Source organism: Marinitoga hydrogenitolerans DSM 16785 (assembly GCF_900129175.1).
Lineage (GTDB): Bacteria > Thermotogota > Thermotogae > Petrotogales > Petrotogaceae > Marinitoga > Marinitoga hydrogenitolerans.
Map to the genome: position 1 here is coordinate 1 of NZ_FQUI01000011.1, position 23234 is coordinate 23234.

Sequence of the window (23234 nt, forward strand, 5' to 3'; positions counted from 1 at the left end):
TAATTTTTGAACTTTTCTATATGATTTTTTAGCCATTTTTAACAACATTAGAATTTTAAGAATAGCTTTATCTGAAAATTCTTTTTTTCTACCAAATGAGTATTTCGGTTCGTTAAAAAATATATCTATAATATTGAAAATAAATAAAATTTCTTTTTTTACAAAAGATGTATTGATTTCTATTCTTTTTTGTGCTAACATTGAATTGGGCACTCCTTTCTTTTGTTTTTTGGCTCAATTCAATGTTTCTACATTGAATCAAGGAGTGCCTTTTTTGCTTCTTACTAATTGGACGTCCTATAAATTAAAGTTATTTTTTTATTTTTCTTGTATAAGTAAGTTTAAATTTACTTAATATATTTATGGATTTTATATTTATATTATCAAATTTTTCTATAATAAAATTTTCTAATTTGTATTTGGGAAATTTTTTATTTAATACTACTGATATTAAATATGTAAAATTATGTTTTTTTTCATTATATTCGACAATCACACTTGCTTTTTCTACTTCTTCTATTTTATAAATATATTCTTCGATTTCTCTAGGAAAGGGTTTAATATTTAAATTTTTTATATCGTTATAACGACCTATTATATAATAATTATCTTTTTCATCTCGCCATGCAAGATCCTTGGTATTAAACCATCCATTTTCACATGTAGGAATAATTTTATTGTTGTAATAATAATATTTTGCTACTGCTGGTCCTTTTATCCATAAAATACCAATATTTTTTTTAGTTTCTTTTTTTGTTTCCGGATGCCTTAAAGAACATTCAATATTTTCTAAAGGTTTTCCTATACAACCAGCTTTTTTTTGATTTTTAAATATATTAAAATGAGTTAAAGATGTTGTTTCAGTTAAACCATATCCCTCAGTTATTGCTTTTTTTGTAATTTTTTTGAACCTATATAAATATTCTAAAGGTAGCATTTCACCCCCACAATCACATATTTCCAAAGAATCTAAATTATATTCATTTTTGTAATTTTTTACGATACTTTGATACATATATGGGGCACCAGGAAAAACAGTTATTCCAAATTTAGAAATTGCTCTCAAAGCCTTTTTATAATCCCATTCTTTCATTATAACTAAAGTTGACAAACTATAAATACTTGATGCAACACAAGCAAACATCCCATAATTATGCCAAAAAGGTAAAATCCCTAAGATTTTCGATTTTTCAGATAATTTATATATTTTTTTATATTGCAAAGAAACGTATTCTATATTATTTTCATTTATAATTACTCCTTTCATTTTTCCTGTTGTTCCACTTGTAAATGATAATATTCTTCCATACTTGGTTATATTATCATTTTCTAATTTTTTATTTGATTTTAGTAAATAAAAATTATCATTTAATTTTTTTATATATTTGCAAGATATTAAATTTACAAATTCTTTTGTAGTTAATATTATATCAATTTTATAATTTTCCAGTAAAATCTCTCCATATTCTTTGAAAATTTCAGGAGATAAACTAACAAGAAAATTATCACTAATTAAAGTTCCAATGTATGCACTAATAAATTCAAAGCTATTTGGAAGAATAATAGCAATTCTTTTGCCGTGAAATTCGCAAATCAAATTTCTTATATTAGATGCGAGATTATAAGCATCTAAAAATGTATACCTTTTATAATTTAGTTTTGTATTATTTTCAATATCAATAATAAATGTCTTATTTGATATATCTTTATCTTTTTTTATTTTATTCATAAAATCATTATAAATATTCATAATATCACCTCTCATAATAATATTTTCAATTAACCCCATGATATTCGTTTTTTCTTATTTTTTTGGAAATAATCTCTCTCTTTTTTTATTTTTAAAAAGAGTCTGGTTTATTTTTTTTATTATTTTTATCAGGAATATCATTAACTTTGTTTAATAATATTACAGACAAATATTGTGAATTTTATAACTTATAAGTTACGACAAAACTTTATGAATATATAATTTTTATATTATGTTACTTCATAATTAAAAGATATTATTCTCACCTTTCAATTTACAATAATTTTAGCAAAAAAAAAAAATAGTCAACAACATAAAGTAAAATTTAAGTAAATTTTTAACCAACTTTTCTTTTCTTAAATTTGATAAATTTACATAATTATTATATCACTTGATATATTTTTATTGTTAATTTTTTATTATTTATAGGTTTATTTATACTTTTAATTTAATAGAAAACCAAAAAAATTCTTACCAGTAGCAGTATTATTAGCATTATTATACTTAGGAGTAAAAGGAATAAAATTAGGTCCGAAATTACCAGCATTTGTTTCACCAAATGTATTGAAAGTATTAGTTGACAATTTTGGAATTAATCCTATTACTACTGTTAAAGAAGATTTAGAATTTTTCTTGAATAAATAATTAAATAAAAATAATTATCCCCCTCTGAATTTCAGAGGGGTTTTTTGTTATTAAAGTTCAAAAAAATTAATTATTAGTAAATATAATTCTTTTTTTCTTATTTTCAAAATATATTTTCTGATTATTGCATTTTTAAAAATATATTACGAATAGTATAATCCGAAGTGTAATTGGATGGGGGTTAAATTATATTTTAGGGAGGTATGGACAAAGTGAAGCGTTTTTTTTTGAATGTTTTAGTTATTATCTCATTGACTTTATTATTATTAACAGGGTGTGTAAAACAAGTTGATGGAAATTCTGGAGAAATTACTGCTTCTACTATTGTTGTTAAAGGAGAATGGACACAAGCGTATTTCAGAGGAACTCCAAACAATTGGGGAACAACATTAATGCAAAAAGTTGCGCCAAACACATGGGAGATTATAATTACATTTAATAATGGTGATGGATACGGGGCTCCACGATTCAAAATAGATCATTATGGCGATTGGAGCGAAAGCTATCCTGCAACAGATTATGAAGTTCAGCCATATACTACATATAAGATAACCTTTTATGATGATACACATTATATAGATGTAAAAAAATATACAAGTCCCATAAATGGAGTAATATTACAGGCTTTTCAATGGTATTTGCCAGAATATGATGAAAATACACAAAGAGGGTTATGGGTAGAACTTTCTGAGAAAATACCGGATCTGGCATCTATGGGAATAACAGCATTATGGTTACCACCTGCTTATAAAGGTCAGGCCGGTAAAAGTGATGTGGGATATGGAGTATATGATATGTATGATCTTGGAGAGTTCAATCAAAAGGGAAGTATTGCAACAAAATATGGAACCAAAGATCAATATTTAAATGTTATAAATTCGGCACATTTGTATAATATGCAGATTTATGCTGATGTAGTATTTAATCATAGAATGGGAGCAGATGCCACAGAATGGGTTAATGCATATAAAGTTTCCTGGAATGATAGAAATTATGTTCTTGAAAATAAAGACATAAAGGCTTGGACCGTTTTCGATTTTCCTGGAAGAGCAAATAAATATTCTGATTTCAAATGGAGATGGTATCATTTTGATGGAGTGGATTGGGATGAAAATACTCACGAAAGTGCAATTTTTCGATTTAATAGTACAGGAAAAGCATGGGATTGGGAAGTTGATACTGAAAATGCAAATTATGATTATTTAATGGGTGCAGACTTAGATATGGAACATCCAGATGTTATTCAAGAACTAAAAAATTGGGGAAAATGGTATGTTGATTTTACAAATGTTGATGGATTTAGGCTGGATGCAGTAAAGCATATAAAGTTTGATTTTTTCAATGACTGGTTGGATTATATGAGGAATACAACAGGAAAAGAATTATTTACAGTTGGGGAATATTGGAGTACAGATATAAATAAATTAAATAATTATATTTCAAAAACTGGAAGTAGAATGTCTTTATTCGATGTGCCTTTGCATCAGCATTTTCATGATGCTTCAAATGCAAGTGGATATTATGATATGAGAAATATATTTAATGGAACACTTGTACAATCTAATCCTGTAAAAGCAGTAACGTTTGTAGAAAATCATGATACTCAACCTGGTCAATCGTTATATTCTTCAGTTCAAGACTGGTTTAAACCATTAGCATATGCGATGATATTGTTAAGAAAAGATGGATATCCATGTGTTTTTTACGGAGATATGTACGGAGCTCCCGGAATAACAGCACAATATGACGTTATAAAAAAGCTTATTGAAGCAAGAAAGATATATGCATATGGTGATCAATACGATTATTTAGATCATTGGGATATAATTGGATGGACAAGATTAGGAGATCAAAATCATCCAAAAGCTATGGCTGTAATATTAACAGATGGTCCTGGTGGAAGTAAATGGATGTATGTTGGAAAAAAGAATGCAAAATTTATTGATTATTTAGGAAATAGAACAGATGTTATATGGTCAAATTCAGATGGTTGGGCAGAATTTAAGGTAAATGGTGGTTCTGTTTCAGTATGGGTAGAACAATAAAAATAAATAAATAAATAAATAAACCACTCCAAATTTTTGGAGTGGTTTATTTATGTGTGCCGGGCATGAATAACAGCTAGGTGGTGAAAGTCCGCTGTGGAGGTTGACCGTGCCAACCACTAGCCAAAGGCAAGGGTGTCCAGCGCGAGGTGGAATCTGAAGGAAGCCGGAGGCAAAATCTTGGTCCGAAGTACACGAACCACATTAGAGACTGTATAAATCGGGTGAGTTTGCATAATAAGGGTTTACTTGTATATTATATTTTTCTTTAATCTATTATTACCTTTTAATATATTTGAAATAATTAATTGTTATAATGAATTTATACCCCCCACCCACAGGATAAGGAGGAGAAAATAATGGATTTAAAAGAATGGAGAAAGAAAACAGCAAAAACTTCTGGTGCTTTAGTAAGAATGAGACAACAAAGTTACTCTGACGGTGCATTGCCAGGGAAACATAAACTTTTGATGGCTTTAGCTATATCAGCTATTATAAAATGTGAACCTTGTGTGAAAGGTTATGTTAAATTAGCTTATGAAAATGGCGTAACAGAAGAAGAACTGCTCGAAACACTTGATGTTGTAATGACAATGGGCGGATGTCCTGGTGAAGAGTGGTCTATGATTGCATATGATTATTGGAAAAAGATAAATAATGATAATGAGTCAAATACTAAAATTAATAATGACAAAGAAGGGTGTTGTGATTAGAGGTGATAAAATGAACGAGAAAACAGAAAAAAAGATAAATTTTAGAGTTGTTGGTATGACATGTGCTACATGTGCTAGAACTGTTGAAAAAGCATTGAAAAATGTTGAGGGTATAAAATTTTCTGCTGTTAACTTAGCTACAGAAACGGCATTTATTGTTTCTGAAGATGAAATATCATTTGAAAAATTAAAAGAAGCTGTTCAAAAAGTTGGCTATGACATTTCTACAGATATGAGTCAAGACTTAGAGAAAAAAAGATATCAAGAAGCAAAGAAAAATCTAATTTTGGCTTTACTTGTAACTATTCCAATTTCAATTATGATGTTAATTCATATGATCTGGAAGGAAATCCCCGGATTTTCTGTTATGGAAGTTATTGCAGGAGGATATGTAATATTCTATACAGGTAAAAAAACAATAAAAGGTGCCTGGATTGCATTAAGCCATTTTCATACAAATATGGATACTTTAATTCTTTTTGGTTCAGTAACTTCATGGATAACAGCATTACTTAATTCATTTGGTTTTCCAATTGCATCCTTTGGAACAATAGGAGCAATGATAATGGCTTTTCATATTACAGGTAGATTTATTGAATCTCATTTGCGAGATAAAGCCGCAAAAGAGATAAAATCATTGATGAACATGCAAGCTAAAGAGGCCAGGGTTTTAATAGATAATGAAGAATTATTAATGCCAATAAATGCAATTAAAAAAGACTTTGTAGTTTTAGTAAAACCTGGTGAGAGGATTCCTATTGATGGGGAAATTATTGAAGGAAATTCTTCAATTGACGAATCAATGATAACAGGTGAATCTATACCAGTAGAAAGAACTGTTGAAGAAAAAGTAATTGGTGGATCCTTAAATTTAACAAGTCCTTTAAAAATAAAGGTCACAAATGTGGGAGAAGATACATTTTTATCTCAAATGATTAAATTAATACAAGAAGTTCAAGGAGCAAAAGTTCCAATTCAAGCATTGGCAGATAGAATTACATTATGGTTTGTTCCAATAGTAATGTTTTTAGCAATAATAAGTGGATTAATCTGGTATTTTAACTTTGAAAACCTTCAACCATTTATGCAAAACATGAGAAGTATTTTCCCATGGATATTAAATACAACAGATCCTCTTTCATTTTCTGTTTTTGTTTTTGTTGCAACTATAGTTATAGCGTGTCCATGTGCTCTTGGGTTAGCTACACCAATGGCATTGGTTGCCGGTACAGGTGAAGCTGCTAAAAAAGGACTTATAATTAGAAATGCTGAAGCTATTCAAACCTCAAAAGATGTAAAAGTGGTTATAATGGATAAAACAGGAACAATAACTCAAGGTAAACCTCAAGTTATTGAACATAGTATTCCGGAAGAAAAAATAAAAATTATTGCTTCTATAGAAAATATGTCTAATCATCCATTAGCAAAAGCAATTTCTGAGTTATCTAAAGAGAAGATAAATATAGAAAACATTGAAGAAATAGCGGGAAAAGGTGTAAAAGGTTCATATAACAATAATGAATATTTCATTGGTAAACCAAAAAATAAATATGATAAATTAAATGAAAAAGGTTATACTGTAGTTGAAGTTTATGAAAATAATAATTTTTTAGGATATATTGCTATTGCTGATAAGATAAGAGAAGATTCAAAAAAAGCTATAGAAGAATTTAAGAAAATGGGAATTATTCCCGTTATGGCTACAGGAGATAATGAAAAAACTGCAAAAGCTGTTGCAAAAGAAGTAGGAATCGAAGAAGTTTTAGCAGGTATAAAACCAGAAGATAAATTAAATGTTGTTAGAAATTATCAGGCAAAGGGATATAAGACACTTATGGTAGGAGATGGTATGAACGATGCTGCAGCATTAAAAGGTGCAGATATAGGTGTTGCTATAGGAAGTGGAACAGATTTGGCAATTGATAATGCTGATGTGATTATAGTAAAAGGCGGTGTTTCGAAAATAGTTGATACAGTAGAAATTTCAAGAAAAACATTCTCAGTAATAAAATCGAATTTATTCTGGGCATTTTTCTATAATGTAATTGCTATTCCCGCTGCAATGTCCGGATTATTGCATCCTGCAATTGCAGAAGCAGCAATGGCATTCAGTTCTATAACTGTTGTTTTAAATTCACTAAGGATAAAAGAAGATAAAAAACTATGAAAACTGTGCTTTTAGTACCAGATATGTCATGTAATCACTGTGTAATGAGAATAACAAATTCATTGAAAGAAATTAATATTCCTGAATTTGAAGTAAAATTGGATGAAAAAAAAGTGTATATAGAATCATCAAGTTGTGATATAGAATTAGTATTGAGAAAACTTGAAGAAATAGATTATCCTGCTGAAATAGTTATGGAATAAACAACAGGAGAGCCTAGCTCTCCTGTTGTTTATAGTATTATTTTATTTCTGCAATATGTAAGAAATTAGTTTTACTGGAAAATCCATATGGAATACCCGCAGTGAAAATGATTTTTTCCCCTGATTGAACTAATCCTTCATTTTTTAATGTTTGTTTTACTATGTAGAGCATTGTATCAGTACTTACAAATTCATTAACAATCATAGGTTTTACGCCCCACACAAGTGCTAATCTGTTATAAGTTTTTTCAGAGTGAGTCACAGCTATAATATTAACATTTTCTCTATATCTGGAAACAGCTCTTGCAGTATCACCTTTATCTGTAACTGCAACAATAGTTTTAATTCCAGCAGAAATAGCGATTTCATTTGCGGCTTTTGATATAGCGTTTGTGGTTGAATCGTCATCATCAAAATCGAAATACCATGCACCATAGTGATTAAGGTATGGTTCTGTTTCTCTTGCAACTCTATCCATGACTTTTACAACTTCTAGAGGATATTTTCCTATAGATGTTTCTCCAGATAACATAACTGCATCAGTTCCATCTAAAATAGCATTTGCAATATCTGTAGTTTCAGCTCTTGTTGGTACAGGATTTTCTATCATAGTTTCAAGCATTTGAGTTGCAGTAATAACAGGTTTTGATTTTTTATTAGCAATACTAATAATTTTTTTCTGTAATACGGGTATTTTTTCAGCCTCAACCTCAACACCTAAATCTCCTCTAGCAACCATTACTCCATCAGACAATTCGATAATTTTCTCAAGATCATTATCAATGGCTTGTTTGGTTTCTATTTTACTAATAATCTGAGCATCTAAAGCATTTAACGATTTTAAAATTTCGCGCATTTCAATAACATCTTCTGGTTTTCTTACAAAAGATAAAGCAAAATAATCAACTTCATTTTCAATACCAAATTCAATGTATTTTTTATCTTTTTCAGTTAAAGCAGGAATTTTAATATCAGCTCCAGGAGCATTTATACCTCTTCTATGTGTAATAGTAGAAGTGTTTATAACTCTGGTTTTAATATTTAAATCATCAGATTCAATAACTTCTAATTTTAATTTCCCATCATTAACAAGTATTAAATCTCCAGGTTTTACATCTTTTGGTAATCCTTTATAATTAATTGAAACTTTTGTTTCATCACCAATAACATCTTCTGTAGTCAAAATAAATTCTTGACCTTCTTGTAATGTAACTTCATCTTTGTTGAATTTGCCTGTTCTTATTTTTGGCCCAGCTAAATCCAGCAATATAGCAATGGGTTTGTCAAATTCTTTTCTCACCTTTTTTATTGTTTCGATCCTTCTTTGGTGAACTTCTGGATTTTCATGAGAAGTGTTTAATCTCAAAACATCTGCTCCAGCTTTAATTAATTCTCTTATCATTTCTTCTGATTCTGTTACAGGACCAATGGTAGCAACAATTTTTGTTTTTCTCATATAATCACTCCTTAAGATAATGTGTTTACTAAGTCTATTAATTTAGGATCTAAAACCTTTTTTTCGCTTAAGACTTTTTCAAGTGGAACAGTAACTGTTTGGCCTTTTTCTAAAGCAACCATAGTTCCAAATTTTCCTTCTAAAAGAAAGTTTACTGCAGAATATCCCATTCTTGAAGCTAATATTCTATCAAATGCGGTTGGAGAACCCCCTCTTTGTATATGACCTAAAATGGTTATTCTTGTTTCATAACCTATTTTATTTTCAAAATGTCGTGCTACAGAATAAGCACTGGCAGCTCCTTCAGCGACAACAACAATACAATTTATTTTTCCCCGTTTTCTTTCTTGCCAAATTCGATCTGTTAATTCATTATAATCAACAGGAACTTCTGGAATTATAACAGCTTCAGCGCCGACAGATAAACCAGACATTAAAGCAATATATCCAGAACCCCTTCCCATAACTTCAACTATAAAAGCTCTTTCATGAGAAGATGCAGTATCTTTTAATTTTTGCATAGCATCCACAGCAGTATTCAAACATGTATCAACACCTATTGCCATATCTGTATCAGGAATATCGTTGTCTATGGAGGCTGGAATACCAATAACAGGAATATTATGTTCTTCAAATAATAGTTTAGCACCTGTTAAACTACCTTCACCACCTATAACAACCAAACCATCAACTTTTAAATCCTTTAAATTTCTTGCAGCTTCAGCTCTAATTTCTGGATTTTTAAATTCAGGGACTCTTGCAGTTCTTAAAATAGTGCCACCTTTTTCCATAATTCCACCAACAGATGAATAACTTAATTCGACAAAATCTTTATCTAAAATTCCAGCATATCCTTTGTAAAAGCCTATAACTTCTATATTTTTTGATGCGGCAGTTCGTGTTACGGCTCTTACAGCAGCATTCATCCCAGGAGCATCTCCACCGCTGGTAATAATTCCAATTTTTTTAATTTCAGGCATAAAAATATCCCTCCTTATATTATTAAACGCAAAAATCTATGAATATATGAAATTTTTTTCATTTATTGCCATTTATTGTTATTATACCACGTTTTTTATAAAATTTCTTTTCTTTATAAATACAAATTTTAGATGTATAATACAATTAAGCGAGGTGATTTTTATGTGGAAATTATTAAAATCTCACATTAATGATTTTGAAGCGCAGATTATAAAACAATTATTAGAATCAGAGGGGGTTAATGTTTTAGTAAAATCTCCTAGAGAAATTGGAATAGGAAGAGAATTTTTTGGTAATGGAACTATTATGAATTTATATGTAGATGAAAATGATTTTGAAAAAGCAAATGAGATATTAGAAAATAAGGAGGCTGACTGATGGGAAATTTAAAAAGGACACCGCTTTTTGAAGAACATGTAAGATTAGGAGCGAAAATGGTTCCATTTGGTGGTTGGGAAATGCCTGTATGGTATTCTTCTTTAAAAGAAGAACATAATGCTGTAAGAAATAATGTAGGAATATTTGATGTGTCTCATATGGGAGAAATTGATATTAAAGGAAAAGAAGCAGCAAAATTTGTAAATTATCTAATAACAAATAATGTTGAAAAAATTAAACATGGTGAGATAGTTTATTCGCCAATGTTAAATGAAAATGGTGGTATAATCGATGATTTATTAGCTTATAAATATTCAGACACACATGTTTTATTAGTTGTAAATGCTTCAAATATTGAAAAAGATTATAATTGGATATTAAAACAGTCAGAAAAATTCGAAGTTAATGTAACAAATATTTCAGACGAAACAGCACAAATTGCTGTTCAAGGTCCAAAAGCTGAAGAAATGTTACAAGAAATATCAGGGGTTGATTTGAAAGAAATTTCATATTATAATTTCACTGAAGGAAGAATTAATGGAATAAAATGTTTAATTTCAAGAACTGGCTATACAGGTGAAGACGGTTTTGAAATTTACTTGGATAAAGAAGCTGCGGTTCCCATGTGGAGAAAATTAATAGAATTGTTGTCTAAATATGATGGTAAACCGGCAGGATTAGGTGCGAGGGATACATTAAGATTGGAAGCTACCTATTTATTATATGGAAATGATATGACAGATGAAATTACCCCTTTTGAAGCAGGACTCAAATGGGCAGTTGATATGGAAAAAGATTTCATTGGTAAAGAAACATTATTAAAAGAAAAAGAAGTTGGAATTAGAAGAAGATTAAAGGGCATAGAAATGTTAGAAAAAGGTATACCAAGACATGGTTACAAAATTTTTGTTGAAAATGAAGAAGTAGGATTTATTACAAGTGGAACAATGTCTCCAACATTGGAGAAGCCGATAGCCTTGGCTATGTTAAATAAGCCATATTATAAAAAAGATACAGAAATAGAAGTAGAAATTAGAGGTAAAAGAGTGAAAGCAAAAGTAATAAAAACACCATTTTATAGAGGTAGTGTAAAAAACAGAAAATAACTTAGGAGGGTATGAAAATGAAAAAATTTACAAAAACTCACGAATGGGTAGATGTAGAAGGTAAAATTGCTACAATAGGTATTACAGTGCATGCTGCAGAAGAATTAGGTGATGTAACTTTTGTTGAATTACCAGAAGAAGGCAAAGAGATAAAAAAAGGAGAAGTACTTTGCGCTGTAGAATCAGTTAAATCTGCTAGTGATGTTTACTCTCCTGTATCAGGAAAAGTTATTGAAGTAAATACAGAATTGGACGCATCTCCTGAAATAATTAACGATGATGCAGAAGGAAAAGGCTGGATAGTAAAAATAGAACTTTCAGATGAAAGTGAATTAGATGAATTATTAACAGAAGAAGAATATAAAAACTCATTATAATCTTAGGCCCGGATTTCCGGGTCTTTGAAATTTTAAGAGTGAGGTGAAATAGGTGAAAAATTTTCCATATATACCACATACAGAAGAAGATATTAAAGAAATGATGAAAGTAATAGGTATTAATGATATAAAAGAATTATATAAAGATGTACCGAAATTATTTGAAGGAGAACTAAATTTACCATCATCAAAATCAGAAATTGAAGTAAAAAGAGAATTACAAGAATTGTCAAAAAGAAATATTAATTTAGAAGATTATGCTATGTTTAGAGGAGCGGGTATATATAAGCATTATATTCCTTCAGCTGTCTATCAATTAGCAACTAAAAGGAATTTTTTAACAGCATATACACCATATCAAGCAGAAGTTTCTCAAGGAACTTTACAAGCATTATACGAATTTCAAACAGCTATTTGTGAATTAACAGGTATGGAAGTTGCTAATTCTTCTATGTATGATGGTGGGACGGCTGTTGCTGAAGCTATATTAATGGCATCAAGAGTGAATAAAAAATATAAAGCATTGGTAGCGAAAACATTACATCCAGAGTACATTGAAGTATCAAAAACATATACAGAATCTCAAAATATAGAAATTGAATTAGTAAATTATGATAAAAAAACAGGAAGAATAGATTTAGATGATTTGAAATCTAAAATAGATGATAATACGAGTTCTGTTGTAATTTCATATCCAAATTTCTTTGGAATTATTGAAAATATTAAACAGATAAAAGAAATATTACCTGAAAAAGTATTGTTAATAGTAAATGCATATCCAATTGCATTAGGATTATTAGAAGCGCCAGGGAATTTAGGTGCAGATATAGTTGTTGGTGAAGGACAATCATTAGGAAACTATATGTCGTTTGGAGGTCCAACATTTGGATTTTTTGCATCAAAAAAGAAATATATAAGACAAATGCCTGGAAGAATTATTGGTGAAACAGTTGATGCAGAAGGAAAAAGAGGTTTTGTAATGGTATTACAGACTAGAGAACAACATATTAGAAGAGCAAGAGCTACATCAAATATTTGTTCTAATCATGCATTAATGGCAGTGATTTCTTCAGTATATTTGAGTATAATTGGAAGAGAAGGATTAAAAGAAATAGCATATCAAAATTATCAGAAAGCGCATTATTTAGCAAGAAAATTAATTGAATCAGAAAAATTTGAACCAGTATTTGAAGGTGAATTTTTTAATGAATTTGTTATTAAACCTCTATTTGATTTGAACAAATTTAATGATATTTTATTTGAGGAGAAGTTTATAGGTCCTATTAATTTGGGTAATTTTTATAAAGAAATTAATAATACTGCTTTATTCTGTGTTACTGAGTTAAATACAAAAGAAGAAATTGATTATTTGATTTCTAAGGTAGGTGAAGTAGATGAAATTAATCTTTGAAAAGGATAAATATGGAAGAACTGCGTTTTCTCTACCGAAATTAGATGTTCCTGAAACAAAAATTGAATTAGAAGAAGAATTATTAAGAAAAGAAGATCCGGGATTGCCTCAAGTACATGAATTAGAAATTGTTAGGCATTATAACGAATTAGAAAGAAAAAACCATTCTGTAGACAGCGGATTTTATCCTTTGGGATCGTGTACAATGAAATATAATCCGATGTTAAATGAAGAAATGGCAGGAATGTTTAATAATATACATCCATATTTAGATGAAGAACATATTCAAGGAGCTCTTGAGTTGATGTATAATCTTCAAAAACACCTGGGAGAAATAACGGGTATGGATGCGATAACTTTACAACCCGCTGCTGGAGCTCATGGTGAATTAACAGGAATGCTTATTGTAAGAAAATATATAGAAGATAATGGTTATACAAATAAAACAAAAGTTATTTTACCCGATTCAGCTCATGGAACTAATCCAGCTTCTGCAAAAATGGCAGGATTTGATGTTTTAGAAGTAAAATCAGGACCAGATGGAAGAGTAGATTTAGAAGAATTTAAAAAAGTTATGGATGATAGTGTTGCTGCGATAATGTTAACAAATCCAAATACACTTGGTTTATTTGAAAAAGATATATTAGAAATTGCAAAATTAGCTCATGAGCATCACGCTTTATTATATTATGACGGAGCTAATTTAAATGCTATTATGGGTAAAGTAAGACCAGGAGATATGGGATTTGATATAGTTCATTTAAATTTACATAAAACATTTTCAACTCCACACGGAATGGGTGGTCCTGGAAGTGGCCCTGTAGGTGTGAAAGAAAAGCTTAAGAATTACTTACCAAAGCCTATTGTAGATATAAATGAAGATGGGAAATATTTCTTTAATTATGATATTCCGAAAAGTTGTGGTAGATTAAGAACATTTTATGGAAATTTTGGAGTAATGGTTAGAGCATATACTTATATTTTAATGATGGGAAAAGAAGGATTGAAATTTGCAAGTGAAATGGCTGTTTTAAATGCTAATTATTTAAGAAAAAAATTAGAGAAGGATTTTAAAATAGCATTTGATGATGTATGTAAACACGAATTTGTAATTGATGGAACATTTTTAAAAGAATATGGAGTTAAAACTTTAGATTTTGCAAAAAGATTATTAGATTACGGTATACATCCACCAACAATTTATTTCCCTTTAATTGTACATGAGGCGATGATGATTGAACCTACTGAAACAGAGTCAAAAGAAGAGTTGGATCACTTTGTGGAAGTTATGTATAAAATATTAGAAGAAGCTAAAACAGATCCTGAAATATTAAAAGAAGCACCGTATAATACACCAGTTAGAAGATTAAACGAAACTGTTGCTAATAAACAATTGAAACTTAGAGGATAATATATTAGAGAAAATAATTTAGTACGCCATTCTATGATTGGAATGGCGTTTTTTTTATTGATTTATAATAAAAATTAATAAAAGCTCATGCATTTAAGAATGTAATTATTTATATTAAATTAATATATAATTAGTAATGTAAAAAGAACTATAAAATAAATATTAGTTAAATTTATGCTATAATAAAAAAGAAAGCCAAAGTATGATTAGAATAGATGCATATAGGTATATGGAGGCGATTTAGTGAAAAAACTATTGAATAATAATTAGAACATTTTTTTCGTGGTTTTTGTGGAGTATAATCATATTTTTTCATTATAAAAATTGAATTTATTCCAGAAATATGTTATTATTATATATGATATAAGGAATAAAGTCAAAACAATGGGGTGATTTATTTGGAATTTTTAATAAAATTATCAAGAAAGAAAGTAGAAAACATTAATATAATAACTAAAAGATACTTATATGATAAAATAGATATCAACAATAGATTAATAGGAATATTAGGCGCTAGGGGTACTGGAAAAACGACTCTTATGTTACAATTAATTAAAGAAAAGTATGATTTGTCAGAAACTATATATATGAGTTTAGATCATATATTCTTTTTAGAAAATAATTTAATTAATGTTATTGAAAGTCTTTATACACGGTATGGAATAAAAAATTTTTTTTTAGATGAAATACATAAGTATAAAAATTGGGAACAGGAAATCAAAAATATCTATGACTTTTACGATGATATTAAAATTATTTTTTCCGGCAGTTCAAGTATTAATATTAAACAAGCTAAATATGATCTTTCAAGAAGATGTGTTACATATATTCTAAATGGATTATCTTTTAGAGAATTTTTAAATATTAAATATGGTGAAAAGTATAAACCTTACGACTTTCAGGAATTAATAGAGAATTATCGAGATATAGCCTTTAATATAGCCGAAAATAGTAAAATCCTTCTGGATTTTCAGGAATATTACAAGTATGGATATTATCCTATATATTTTGAAAATAATAAATCTATAATTTCTAAAATAATAAATATGTATGAAAAAGTTATATATGAGGATATTGTTGAAGTGGCAAACTTAAATACTGAAAATCTAATTGTTTTAAAAAAACTTATATATTTCATTGCAACTATGCAGCCTGGGAAAATTAATATAAACAATTTGAGTAAAAACTTAAAAAAAGATAATAAAACTATTATTCATTTTGTTTCAAAATTAGAAGATGCGGGATTGTTAAATCTATTACCAAAAAAAGGAGTAGGTGGAACTTTAGTAAGAAGCCCCGAAAAGATATATATAGAAAATGGAACGCTATATAATGCGATAAATGAAGAAATTAGAAATAATCTTAATATAGGAAATTTAAGAGAGATTATTTTCATTAACCAAATTAAAAATAGCAATCAGAATATAAGATATAGTAAAGAAATAGGAGATTTTAAAGTTAATGGTTATTATTTTGAAGTCGGAGGAAAAAACAAAGGAAAAAAACAGATAAAAGATAAAATAGAAATTTCTTTTATTATAAAGGATGATATATTATATGGAGAAAAAGGAATAATTCCGTTATATCTTTTTGGGTTTCTATATTAATAAAAAATTTCAAATACATTTTATTTAGTATATAAAAAGTTTTGATTTTTTAAAATAAAATGATATAATTTAAATATAGTAAATGTTAAAATTTTATGTAAAATAGTATCGGTTAGATATTAAAAAATATAGTCTAAGTTTAAAATTGAAATACAAAAAACATTAATTAAAAAAGAATTGTTGAATATATGAATAATTCTACGATTGTTTTTACATATATTTGGATTATAAAAATAACATTAATATAGGTGATAAATCTCCTGAGGAATATCAGAAATTTTAACTAAAGAACTCACTGTAGCAGAAATAAATCAAATTTACAAAGAATATGATTTTCCAAAAAAATTCTGGAAAATGAATTATTATGAATTTTTAAAAGAAAGAAGAAAATTAATGGCAAGAAGGCTTAGAAAATACTTTGAAAGTTTATAAAATTAGTTTATATATTTAAAAGAGGTGTTTCTTTTGAATGAGCAAATGATATTTGATAATAAAGTCAATAAAGTTGGAGAAAGTATAAAAATAAATATTTCTGTAATTAAATAAAGTTTAAAAGAAAGGGGAAAAAAGGTTATGCCACTATCACTAATAGAAGAATTGCCAGAAATTGTAAAAGAAGGAAAAGTAGAAGCTGAGAAAATTCTTGAAAAGATCGAAAAAAGGAATGAGCTTAGGCTTCAAACGAATGAATTAGTAATTCTCAATAAAGATGAAGTGAATATTTTTGGAAACATAATTGAAAATATTGATTTAAAGGCACAAAATGATTCTTTCTGATTTTACTTGATAAAAAACGAATATAATATCCATACCATATGAATTTCAATAAATACCAAGTAATAATAAATCATTTTGATTTAAATGGAGTAATAATAAAGTTTTTTCCAAAAAGCTTCAAGTAATTTCAGAAAGAACCACCGTTCACTTGACGCAATATCTCAAATAAAAGAAAAGAAGTATTATGAAAAATACATAGATAATGCAAATGAAATCTATTTAATAGGAGTAAATATCAATTCTGAAAAAAGAAATATTGATGATTATATAATTGAAAAAATATGACTCCAGCTTTTGCTGGAGTTTTTTATTATTTTATAATAAAAAAAATCAATAAAAGCCCATGTGTTTTGAAATTATTAAGTTTAAAATTAAATATATTGAATTCATATACAATATTTTTGTGAATTATACATCTTCAAATCAAAAAAATTAAAATCATACTTGACAACATTGAATTTTTTTGATATAATATATTTGAAAATTAAAGTTATACTTTAAAATTTTTAAAAAGTAGAACAAGAATAAAAATTTTTCGGGGGTGATTATATGAAATTTAAAAAAACAAAAAAAACAAAATCGTATTATGAAGGATTTAATGAAATGGTGAATTTAGAAAAAGTTTTAATTGAAATGAAAAGATATCAATTTTAGGAGGTGAATTTATGTTTGAAAAGAGAGAATTGAAGAATAGAAAAAGAAAAATGAAATCATATTATGAAGGATTTGAAGAAATGGAGAATTTAAAAGAAATATTAATTGAATTAAAAAGATGTCAATTTTAAGGATGTGATTATTTATGAATAAAATACAAAAAAGAAATTTTTTACTTTATGTTGTTGGAAGAATGGTATCCTTAGTTGGTAGTGGTATTCAAATGGTAGCAATGCCTTTATTTATATTGGATTTAACAGGTTCTGGAACTAAAATGGGATTATTTGCAATGATAAGCATGATACCAGCTTTAATAATTGCCCCATTTGCCGGAGTACTTGGCGATAGATATAACAGAAAAAATATTATGGTTTCAATGGATTATGTCAGGGGAATAATTATATTATTTCTTGCATATATGACATATATTGGAAAAATAAATTTAATTGTATTATTTATCACGCAGGTTTTAATATCTATTCTTGATAGTTTTTTTGGAGCGGCTACAAGCGCAATGCTTCCTGACCTTGTTTCTAAATCAGATTTAATGAAAGCTAATTCTGTAACAGAAAGTATTAGTAGTGCTTCAATGATAATGGGTCCTGTTTTAGGCGGGGTTATTTATGGTCTTTTTGGAATGCAATGGGTTTTTATTTTAAATGGGATTTCTTTTATATTATCAGCATTTAGTGAAATGTTCATAAAATATAGGAAAACAAGCACTTTAACTGCAGAAATAAATGCAAAAATAATATTTAATGATATTAAAGAATCAATAAGCTATATTTTCAATAATTATGTTTTAAAAAATTTAATTCTTATGGCAATTTTTTTGAATTTATTGTTTAATCCAATGTTTGCTGTATTGTTCCCTTATACATTTAGAGAAGTGATAGGATTCTCACCCCAACAATATGGGCTTCTTGAAATGATGTGGACTCTGGGTATTTTAGTAGGTAATATATTACTGGCAGTATTTTTTTCAAAAAGAGAAAGCAAAAAATTATTTAGAAATGGAATTTATGGTATGGTATTTTTAAATTTACTAATAGCCGTGGTTTTGATTCCACAGATTTTAAGTAAATTTAATGGTATATGGAGTATATTTTTCGTGGTTGGTGCGTTGCTAATGTTAATGGGTATAACAAATGCTTTTGTAAATACACCTATAAGTGTATATTTTCAACGAATTATACCTAATGAAAACAGATCAAAAATATTTTCAGCATTAGGGGTAATATTTCAAGCTGCAACGCCACTTGGAATGCTTGTGATTGGAATACTTGTAGATAGAGTTGAAGTGCATTGGATATTTTTAGCTATAAGTTTGTTGATAATACTGGATGTTATAGTTTTTTCTAAAAAAATAGAGCAAATGGATTTTACTCCTTCCCTTGAAACAGAATAACTAAAGCAGCGGCGAATTACCGCTGCTTTAAAAAAATTAAAAATATGGTATAATTATAATAAAATTTTTATGTAAGGAGGTTTCAAAATGAAAATTACAAAACAAGAGGAAATAAGACCTATATGTCCTTATTGTGAAAAAGAGTTAGATGAAATTTATGTTAAAACAAAGGGAGTAGGGCTTATAACAGGAAAAAATGCAATATATTTTTGCCCTCATTGTCATAAAATTTTGGGTGTGGGTCAAAGTAGGATGGCATAAAAAATCCCCACAATTCTTTGAATTGTGGGGAAATAATATATCAATAGCTTAATTTTAAACTTCTATTTTTAATCTCTTTCTTTATTACTTTTATAAAATCATCAAGTTCCAAATTCTCAACAGTATTTCCCTCTCTTGTTCTTACGTTATATTTCTTTGTTTCTAATTCTTTTTCACCTATAACAATCATATATGGTATTTTTAACATTTGAGCATTTCTAATCTTGTAACCAACTGTTGCATTTGATGTGTCAACTGTTACTCTAAATCCTTCAGAATCTAATTTTTCATATAGTTCTTTAGCGGCATCAATGTATTTATCTGAAACGGGAATTACAGCAACTTGTTCAGGAGATAACCAAGTAGGAAATGCACCAGCAAAGTTTTCTATTAAAATTCCAAAGAATCTTTCTATAGAACCATATATTGCCCTATGAATCATAACGGGTCTTTGTAATTCATTATTACTATCAACATAGTGAATGTCAAATCTTTCTGGCATCTGGAAATCAAGTTGAATTGTTGCACATTGCCATTTTCTTCCAATTGAATCTTTTATATGAAAATCAATTTTTGGTCCGTAAAACGCACCATCACCTTCATTGATTTTGTATTTAATCCCAGATCTTTCTAATGCATTTTTTAAAGCTGTTGTTGCAATTTCCCATGTTTTTTCATCACCCATATGATCTTCTGGCATAGTACTTAAGTCTGCTTCATATTCAAATCCAAAAGCGCTGTATAATTCATTTGTAAAGTTCATAACCTGTATAATTTCGTCTTCTATTTGATCTTTTGTACAATAAATATGCGCATCGTCTTGAGTGAACGATCTTACTCTGAACAACCCATGAACAACGCCACTTCGTTCATATCTATGAACCTTACCGAATTCAGACATTCTTACAGGTAAATCTTTATAACTATATACTTTTGATTTATAAATTAATATATGTCCTGGACAATTCATGGGTTTTACTGCATATTGAGATTCATCTTTTTCTGTAAAATACATATTTTCTTTATAATGATCCCAATGTCCAGATTGATGCCATAATTTAATGTTCATAATTAAAGGTGTAATTACCTCTTCATAACCATATTTTTTATGCAATTCTCTGGAAAACTCTAATAATCCATTTATAACTTTTGCACCTCTTGGTAAAAAGAAAGGCATAGCAGGAGCTAATTCGTTTTCAAACATGAATAAATCTAATTTTGGACCTATTTTTCTATGATCTCTTTTTCTAGCTTCTTCTAACATTTTTAAATATTCATCTAATTGATCTTTTTTTGCAAATGCGGTACCATAAATTCTTTGTAACATCTTATTTTTTTCATTTCCGCGCCAATAAGCTCCAGATACAGATAATAATTTAATATGTTTAATTTTTCCAGTAGAAGGTAGATGAGGTCCTCTACATAGATCAAAAAATTCACCTTGTTTATAATATGTAACTGTTTCGTCTTCAATATCTTCTAATAGTTCTAATTTATATGGTTGGTCTTTAAATAATTTTTTAGCTTCTTCTTTTGAAATTTCAAATCTTTCTATAGGTAAATTTTCTTTTATTATTTTTTTCATTTCCGCTTCTATTTTTGGCAAATCATCTTCAGAAATCTTTTCTTCTAAATCAAAATCATAATAAAACCCATTTTCTATAACAGGACCTATAGCTAACTTTACATCTTTACCATATAGCCTTAAAACTGCTTGAGCCATAATATGAGCAATAGTATGTCTGAATATAACTGGAGCTTCTGAATCTCTATCAGTAATTATTTTTACAGTAGAGTCTTTTTCAATAGGTCTGGTTAAATCATATAACTCACCATTAACAAGTGCACCTAAAGCTTTTCTGTATAAGCCTTCAGAAATTTTTTTTGCAATATCAGCAGCAGAAATTCCTTTTTCATATTCATTTTCTGAACCATCAGGAAGTATAATCTTAATCATATCCATATATAATCACCTCTCTTGTGTTATTATTTTTTTGCAATACATGCAATTTCAACATCTACTCCTTTAGGAAGTTTTGAAACTTCAACAACATATCTTGAAGGATAAGGTTTTTTAAAATATGTTTCATAAATAGCGTTAAATTCACCGAATTTAGACATATCAGTTATGAAAACACTTACTTGAACAACATCTTTAAATGTAAAGCCTGCAGCATTTAAAACATCTTTAAGATTTTCCATAGCTTGTTTTGATTGTTCTACAAAAGATTCAGGGATTTCATTCGTTTCAAAATTTATAGGGATTTGTCCTGATACATATAATTCATTGTCCTTTAAAAGAGCAGGAGAATAAGGTCCTACAGCAGAAACGCCATCAGGTGTTATCCCTTTTTTATTATTAAAAAGTTTTATATGTATTTGTGTATCAAAAAAGTCAAAATAATTTAAATTTAGAGTTCTAAATAGTTTTGAAAAGTTATTTTTATCTTCAAAATATTTAAAATAATTATTTAAAATAAAAGATAACATTAGATTATAACCTATAAAATATAAAATAAATACATATATATTCAACTTTATCAAAGAGATAGATATTAAAAACGCCATTGATATTATTACGATACTAAAATAATGTGCGAATATTTTTAGCCCGTCTTTTTCTTTAGAAAACAAATATGTTCCAAATAATAGGGTTAAAGTTGTTAGAGTAAAGAAAAAAAGGAAAAATCCATTAACTCTTGAAGCAGATATTACTGATGAAAATCCTGTAATAACAGTTAACATCCATGAAAGTTTGTAAAATATATCGAGATAAATCTTCATAAAATTCCCCCTTTTTTAAATTTTAAGATTTTCCAATTTTTTGGTTAAATCCCATTCCATCAATTTATCAATTATTTCGTCTAAATCTCCCTCTAAAATGTAATTTAACCTATATGATGTAAACCCTATTCTATGATCAGTTACTCTGTTTTGTGGGAAATTATATGTTCTAATCTTCTCACTTCTTTCACCTGTTCCGATTTGAGATCTTCTTTGCGAAGTTAATTGCTCTTGTTGTTTTCTTAAAGCTTCTTCATATAATTTTGCTCTTAAAATTGACATAGCAGCTTCTTTGTTTTGATGTTGTGATCGTTCATTTTGACAGGTTACAACAATTCCAGTTGGTATATGAACAATTCTTACAGCGGATTCTGTTTTATTCACATGTTGCCCTCCTGCACCACCAGCACGATAAGTATCTATTCTTAAGTCCTTATCATCTATCTTAACGTCAACATCAGTAGCTTCTGGTAAGACAGCTACAGTGGCAGTTGAAGTGTGAATTCTTCCTCCAGATTCAGTTACAGGAATTCTTTGAACTCTGTGAACTCCACTCTCATATTTTAATCTTCCAAAAACACCTTTACCTTTTATTTTTATAACAGCATTTTTTGTTCCACCTATACCGGTATCACTTAATTCAATAATTTCATGTTTCCAGCCGTTGTTTTCTGCATATCGCAAATACATCCTCATTAAATCAGAAGCAAAAAGCGCAGCTTCTTCTCCGCCAGTTCCTGCTCTAATTTCCATAATAATATTTCTTTCATTAATCTCTCTACCAGGGATTAACAAGCTTAAAACTTCAATATTATATTTTTTGATATTTTTTTCAGTTTCTTCAATCATCATATTATATTCTTCTTCATCGATTTCATTAGTTTGTTTTAATTCTTCTAAAGCCTTTCTATCTTCAATAGCATTTTCTAATTTTTCAAATAATTCCTTTAAAGATGAAAGTCTATTATGTTCTTTTCCTAAATGTTGTAATTGTTCAAGATCGGATGTTACATTTGTATCTGATAACTTTTTTTCTACGTCATTTAATTTTTCAAGAACCTTATCTTTAAAAGATAATATATCCATACAAACACTCCTTA

The 23234-nt window shown here is 28.2% G+C and carries 20 protein-coding genes and 2 pseudogenes; 15 read left to right on the forward strand and 7 right to left on the reverse strand.

Annotation, left to right across the window (positions count from 1 at the left end):
* Positions 1-201, reverse strand: a 201-nt coding sequence (locus tag BUA62_RS04450; protein ID WP_143148322.1) for a hypothetical protein, incomplete at its 3' end; no start/stop codon positions are given.
* Positions 202-310: 109 nt separating this feature from the next.
* Positions 311-1750 (reverse strand): AMP-binding protein, encoded by a 1440-nt coding sequence (locus tag BUA62_RS04455; protein WP_072863882.1) that lies wholly within the window; start codon positions 1748-1750, stop codon positions 311-313.
* Between the two features lie 477 nt (positions 1751-2227).
* Between BUA62_RS04455 and BUA62_RS04460 the strand changes: the two are divergent.
* The 5 genes and pseudogenes from BUA62_RS04460 to BUA62_RS04480 form a co-directional block, all read left to right on the forward strand.
* Positions 2228-2395 (forward strand): annotated as a pseudogene (locus tag BUA62_RS04460) (hypothetical protein); the annotation flags it as partial.
* A 212-nt stretch (positions 2396-2607) separates the two neighbouring features.
* On the forward strand, positions 2608-4440 hold the full coding sequence (locus BUA62_RS04465) for an alpha-amylase (RefSeq protein ID WP_234970283.1): 1833 nt from the start codon (positions 2608-2610) through the stop codon (positions 4438-4440).
* 359 nt (positions 4441-4799) lie between these two features.
* Positions 4800-5153: a carboxymuconolactone decarboxylase family protein gene (locus BUA62_RS04470; RefSeq protein WP_072863884.1), complete on the forward strand. Its 354-nt coding sequence runs from the start codon at positions 4800-4802 to the stop codon at positions 5151-5153.
* Positions 5154-5163: 10 nt separating this feature from the next.
* Positions 5164-7320 (forward strand): heavy metal translocating P-type ATPase, encoded by a 2157-nt coding sequence (locus tag BUA62_RS04475; RefSeq protein ID WP_084670696.1) that lies wholly within the window; start codon positions 5164-5166, stop codon positions 7318-7320.
* Positions 7317-7523 carry a heavy-metal-associated domain-containing protein gene (locus BUA62_RS04480; protein WP_072863886.1) on the forward strand — a complete coding sequence of 69 codons (207 nt, stop codon included), beginning with the start codon at positions 7317-7319 and terminating at the stop codon, positions 7521-7523. Before BUA62_RS04475 ends, BUA62_RS04480 begins: the two co-directional genes overlap by 4 nt.
* A gap of 37 nt (positions 7524-7560) precedes the next feature.
* Here the strand turns inward: BUA62_RS04480 and pyk are convergent, their stop codons facing one another.
* Positions 7561-8979: a pyruvate kinase gene (gene pyk, locus BUA62_RS04485; protein ID WP_072863888.1), complete on the reverse strand. Its 1419-nt coding sequence runs from the start codon at positions 8977-8979 to the stop codon at positions 7561-7563.
* An 11-nt stretch (positions 8980-8990) separates the two neighbouring features.
* Positions 8991-9950 (reverse strand): 6-phosphofructokinase, encoded by a 960-nt coding sequence (pfkA, locus tag BUA62_RS04490; RefSeq protein WP_072863973.1) that lies wholly within the window; start codon positions 9948-9950, stop codon positions 8991-8993.
* Between the two features lie 172 nt (positions 9951-10122).
* Between pfkA and BUA62_RS11470 the strand changes: the two genes are divergently transcribed.
* From BUA62_RS11470 to BUA62_RS11670, 10 genes and pseudogenes are all read left to right on the forward strand, one after another.
* A complete protein-coding gene (locus tag BUA62_RS11470; RefSeq protein ID WP_072863890.1) occupies positions 10123-10338 on the forward strand; it encodes a putative signal transducing protein in 216 nt (71 codons plus the stop codon).
* Positions 10338-11444 carry a glycine cleavage system aminomethyltransferase GcvT gene (gene gcvT / locus BUA62_RS04500; RefSeq protein ID WP_072863891.1) on the forward strand — a complete coding sequence of 369 codons (1107 nt, stop codon included), beginning with the start codon at positions 10338-10340 and terminating at the stop codon, positions 11442-11444. Before BUA62_RS11470 ends, gcvT begins: the two co-directional genes overlap by 1 nt.
* Before the next feature lie 11 nt (positions 11445-11455).
* Positions 11456-11821 carry a glycine cleavage system protein GcvH gene (gcvH, locus tag BUA62_RS04505; protein ID WP_407656619.1) on the forward strand — a complete coding sequence of 122 codons (366 nt, stop codon included), beginning with the start codon at positions 11456-11458 and terminating at the stop codon, positions 11819-11821.
* 52 nt (positions 11822-11873) lie between these two features.
* Positions 11874-13232: an aminomethyl-transferring glycine dehydrogenase subunit GcvPA gene (gcvPA, locus tag BUA62_RS04510; RefSeq protein WP_072863895.1), complete on the forward strand. Its 1359-nt coding sequence runs from the start codon at positions 11874-11876 to the stop codon at positions 13230-13232.
* Entirely contained in the window at positions 13216-14643 is a 1428-nt protein-coding gene (gene gcvPB, locus BUA62_RS04515) for an aminomethyl-transferring glycine dehydrogenase subunit GcvPB (protein ID WP_072863897.1), read from the forward strand. The genes gcvPA and gcvPB overlap by 17 nt, the downstream gene beginning before the upstream one ends.
* A gap of 398 nt (positions 14644-15041) precedes the next feature.
* Positions 15042-16250, forward strand: coding sequence for an ATP-binding protein (locus tag BUA62_RS04520; protein ID WP_072863899.1), 1209 nt, complete (start codon positions 15042-15044; stop codon positions 16248-16250).
* A gap of 573 nt (positions 16251-16823) precedes the next feature.
* On the forward strand, positions 16824-17027 hold the full coding sequence (locus BUA62_RS04525) for a hypothetical protein (protein WP_072863901.1): 204 nt from the start codon (positions 16824-16826) through the stop codon (positions 17025-17027).
* Between the two features lie 138 nt (positions 17028-17165).
* Positions 17166-17312: pseudogene (locus BUA62_RS04530) on the forward strand (PD-(D/E)XK nuclease domain-containing protein); the annotation flags it as partial.
* Positions 17313-17826: 514 nt separating this feature from the next.
* Positions 17827-19089, forward strand: coding sequence for an MFS transporter (locus BUA62_RS04535; protein WP_072863903.1), 1263 nt, complete (start codon positions 17827-17829; stop codon positions 19087-19089).
* A gap of 87 nt (positions 19090-19176) precedes the next feature.
* Positions 19177-19350 carry a hypothetical protein gene (locus BUA62_RS11670; protein WP_200782324.1) on the forward strand — a complete coding sequence of 58 codons (174 nt, stop codon included), beginning with the start codon at positions 19177-19179 and terminating at the stop codon, positions 19348-19350.
* A gap of 40 nt (positions 19351-19390) precedes the next feature.
* On the opposite strand, the gene thrS is transcribed toward BUA62_RS11670, so the two are convergent.
* Genes thrS through prfA form a run of 3 tightly spaced genes read right to left on the reverse strand, consistent with a single transcriptional unit; the run spans position 19391 to position 23220 of the window.
* The gene (gene thrS, locus BUA62_RS04540; RefSeq protein ID WP_072863975.1) at positions 19391-21307 is read right to left on the reverse strand and encodes a threonine--tRNA ligase; all 1917 of its coding nucleotides are present in this window, start codon (positions 21305-21307) and stop codon (positions 19391-19393) included.
* A 29-nt stretch (positions 21308-21336) separates the two neighbouring features.
* Positions 21337-22134 carry a RidA family protein gene (locus BUA62_RS11675; RefSeq protein ID WP_200782325.1) on the reverse strand — a complete coding sequence of 266 codons (798 nt, stop codon included), beginning with the start codon at positions 22132-22134 and terminating at the stop codon, positions 21337-21339.
* A gap of 15 nt (positions 22135-22149) precedes the next feature.
* Positions 22150-23220, reverse strand: a complete 1071-nt coding sequence (prfA, locus tag BUA62_RS04550; RefSeq protein WP_072863906.1) for a peptide chain release factor 1 — start codon at positions 23218-23220, stop codon at positions 22150-22152.
* Positions 23221-23234 lie beyond the last annotated feature (14 nt).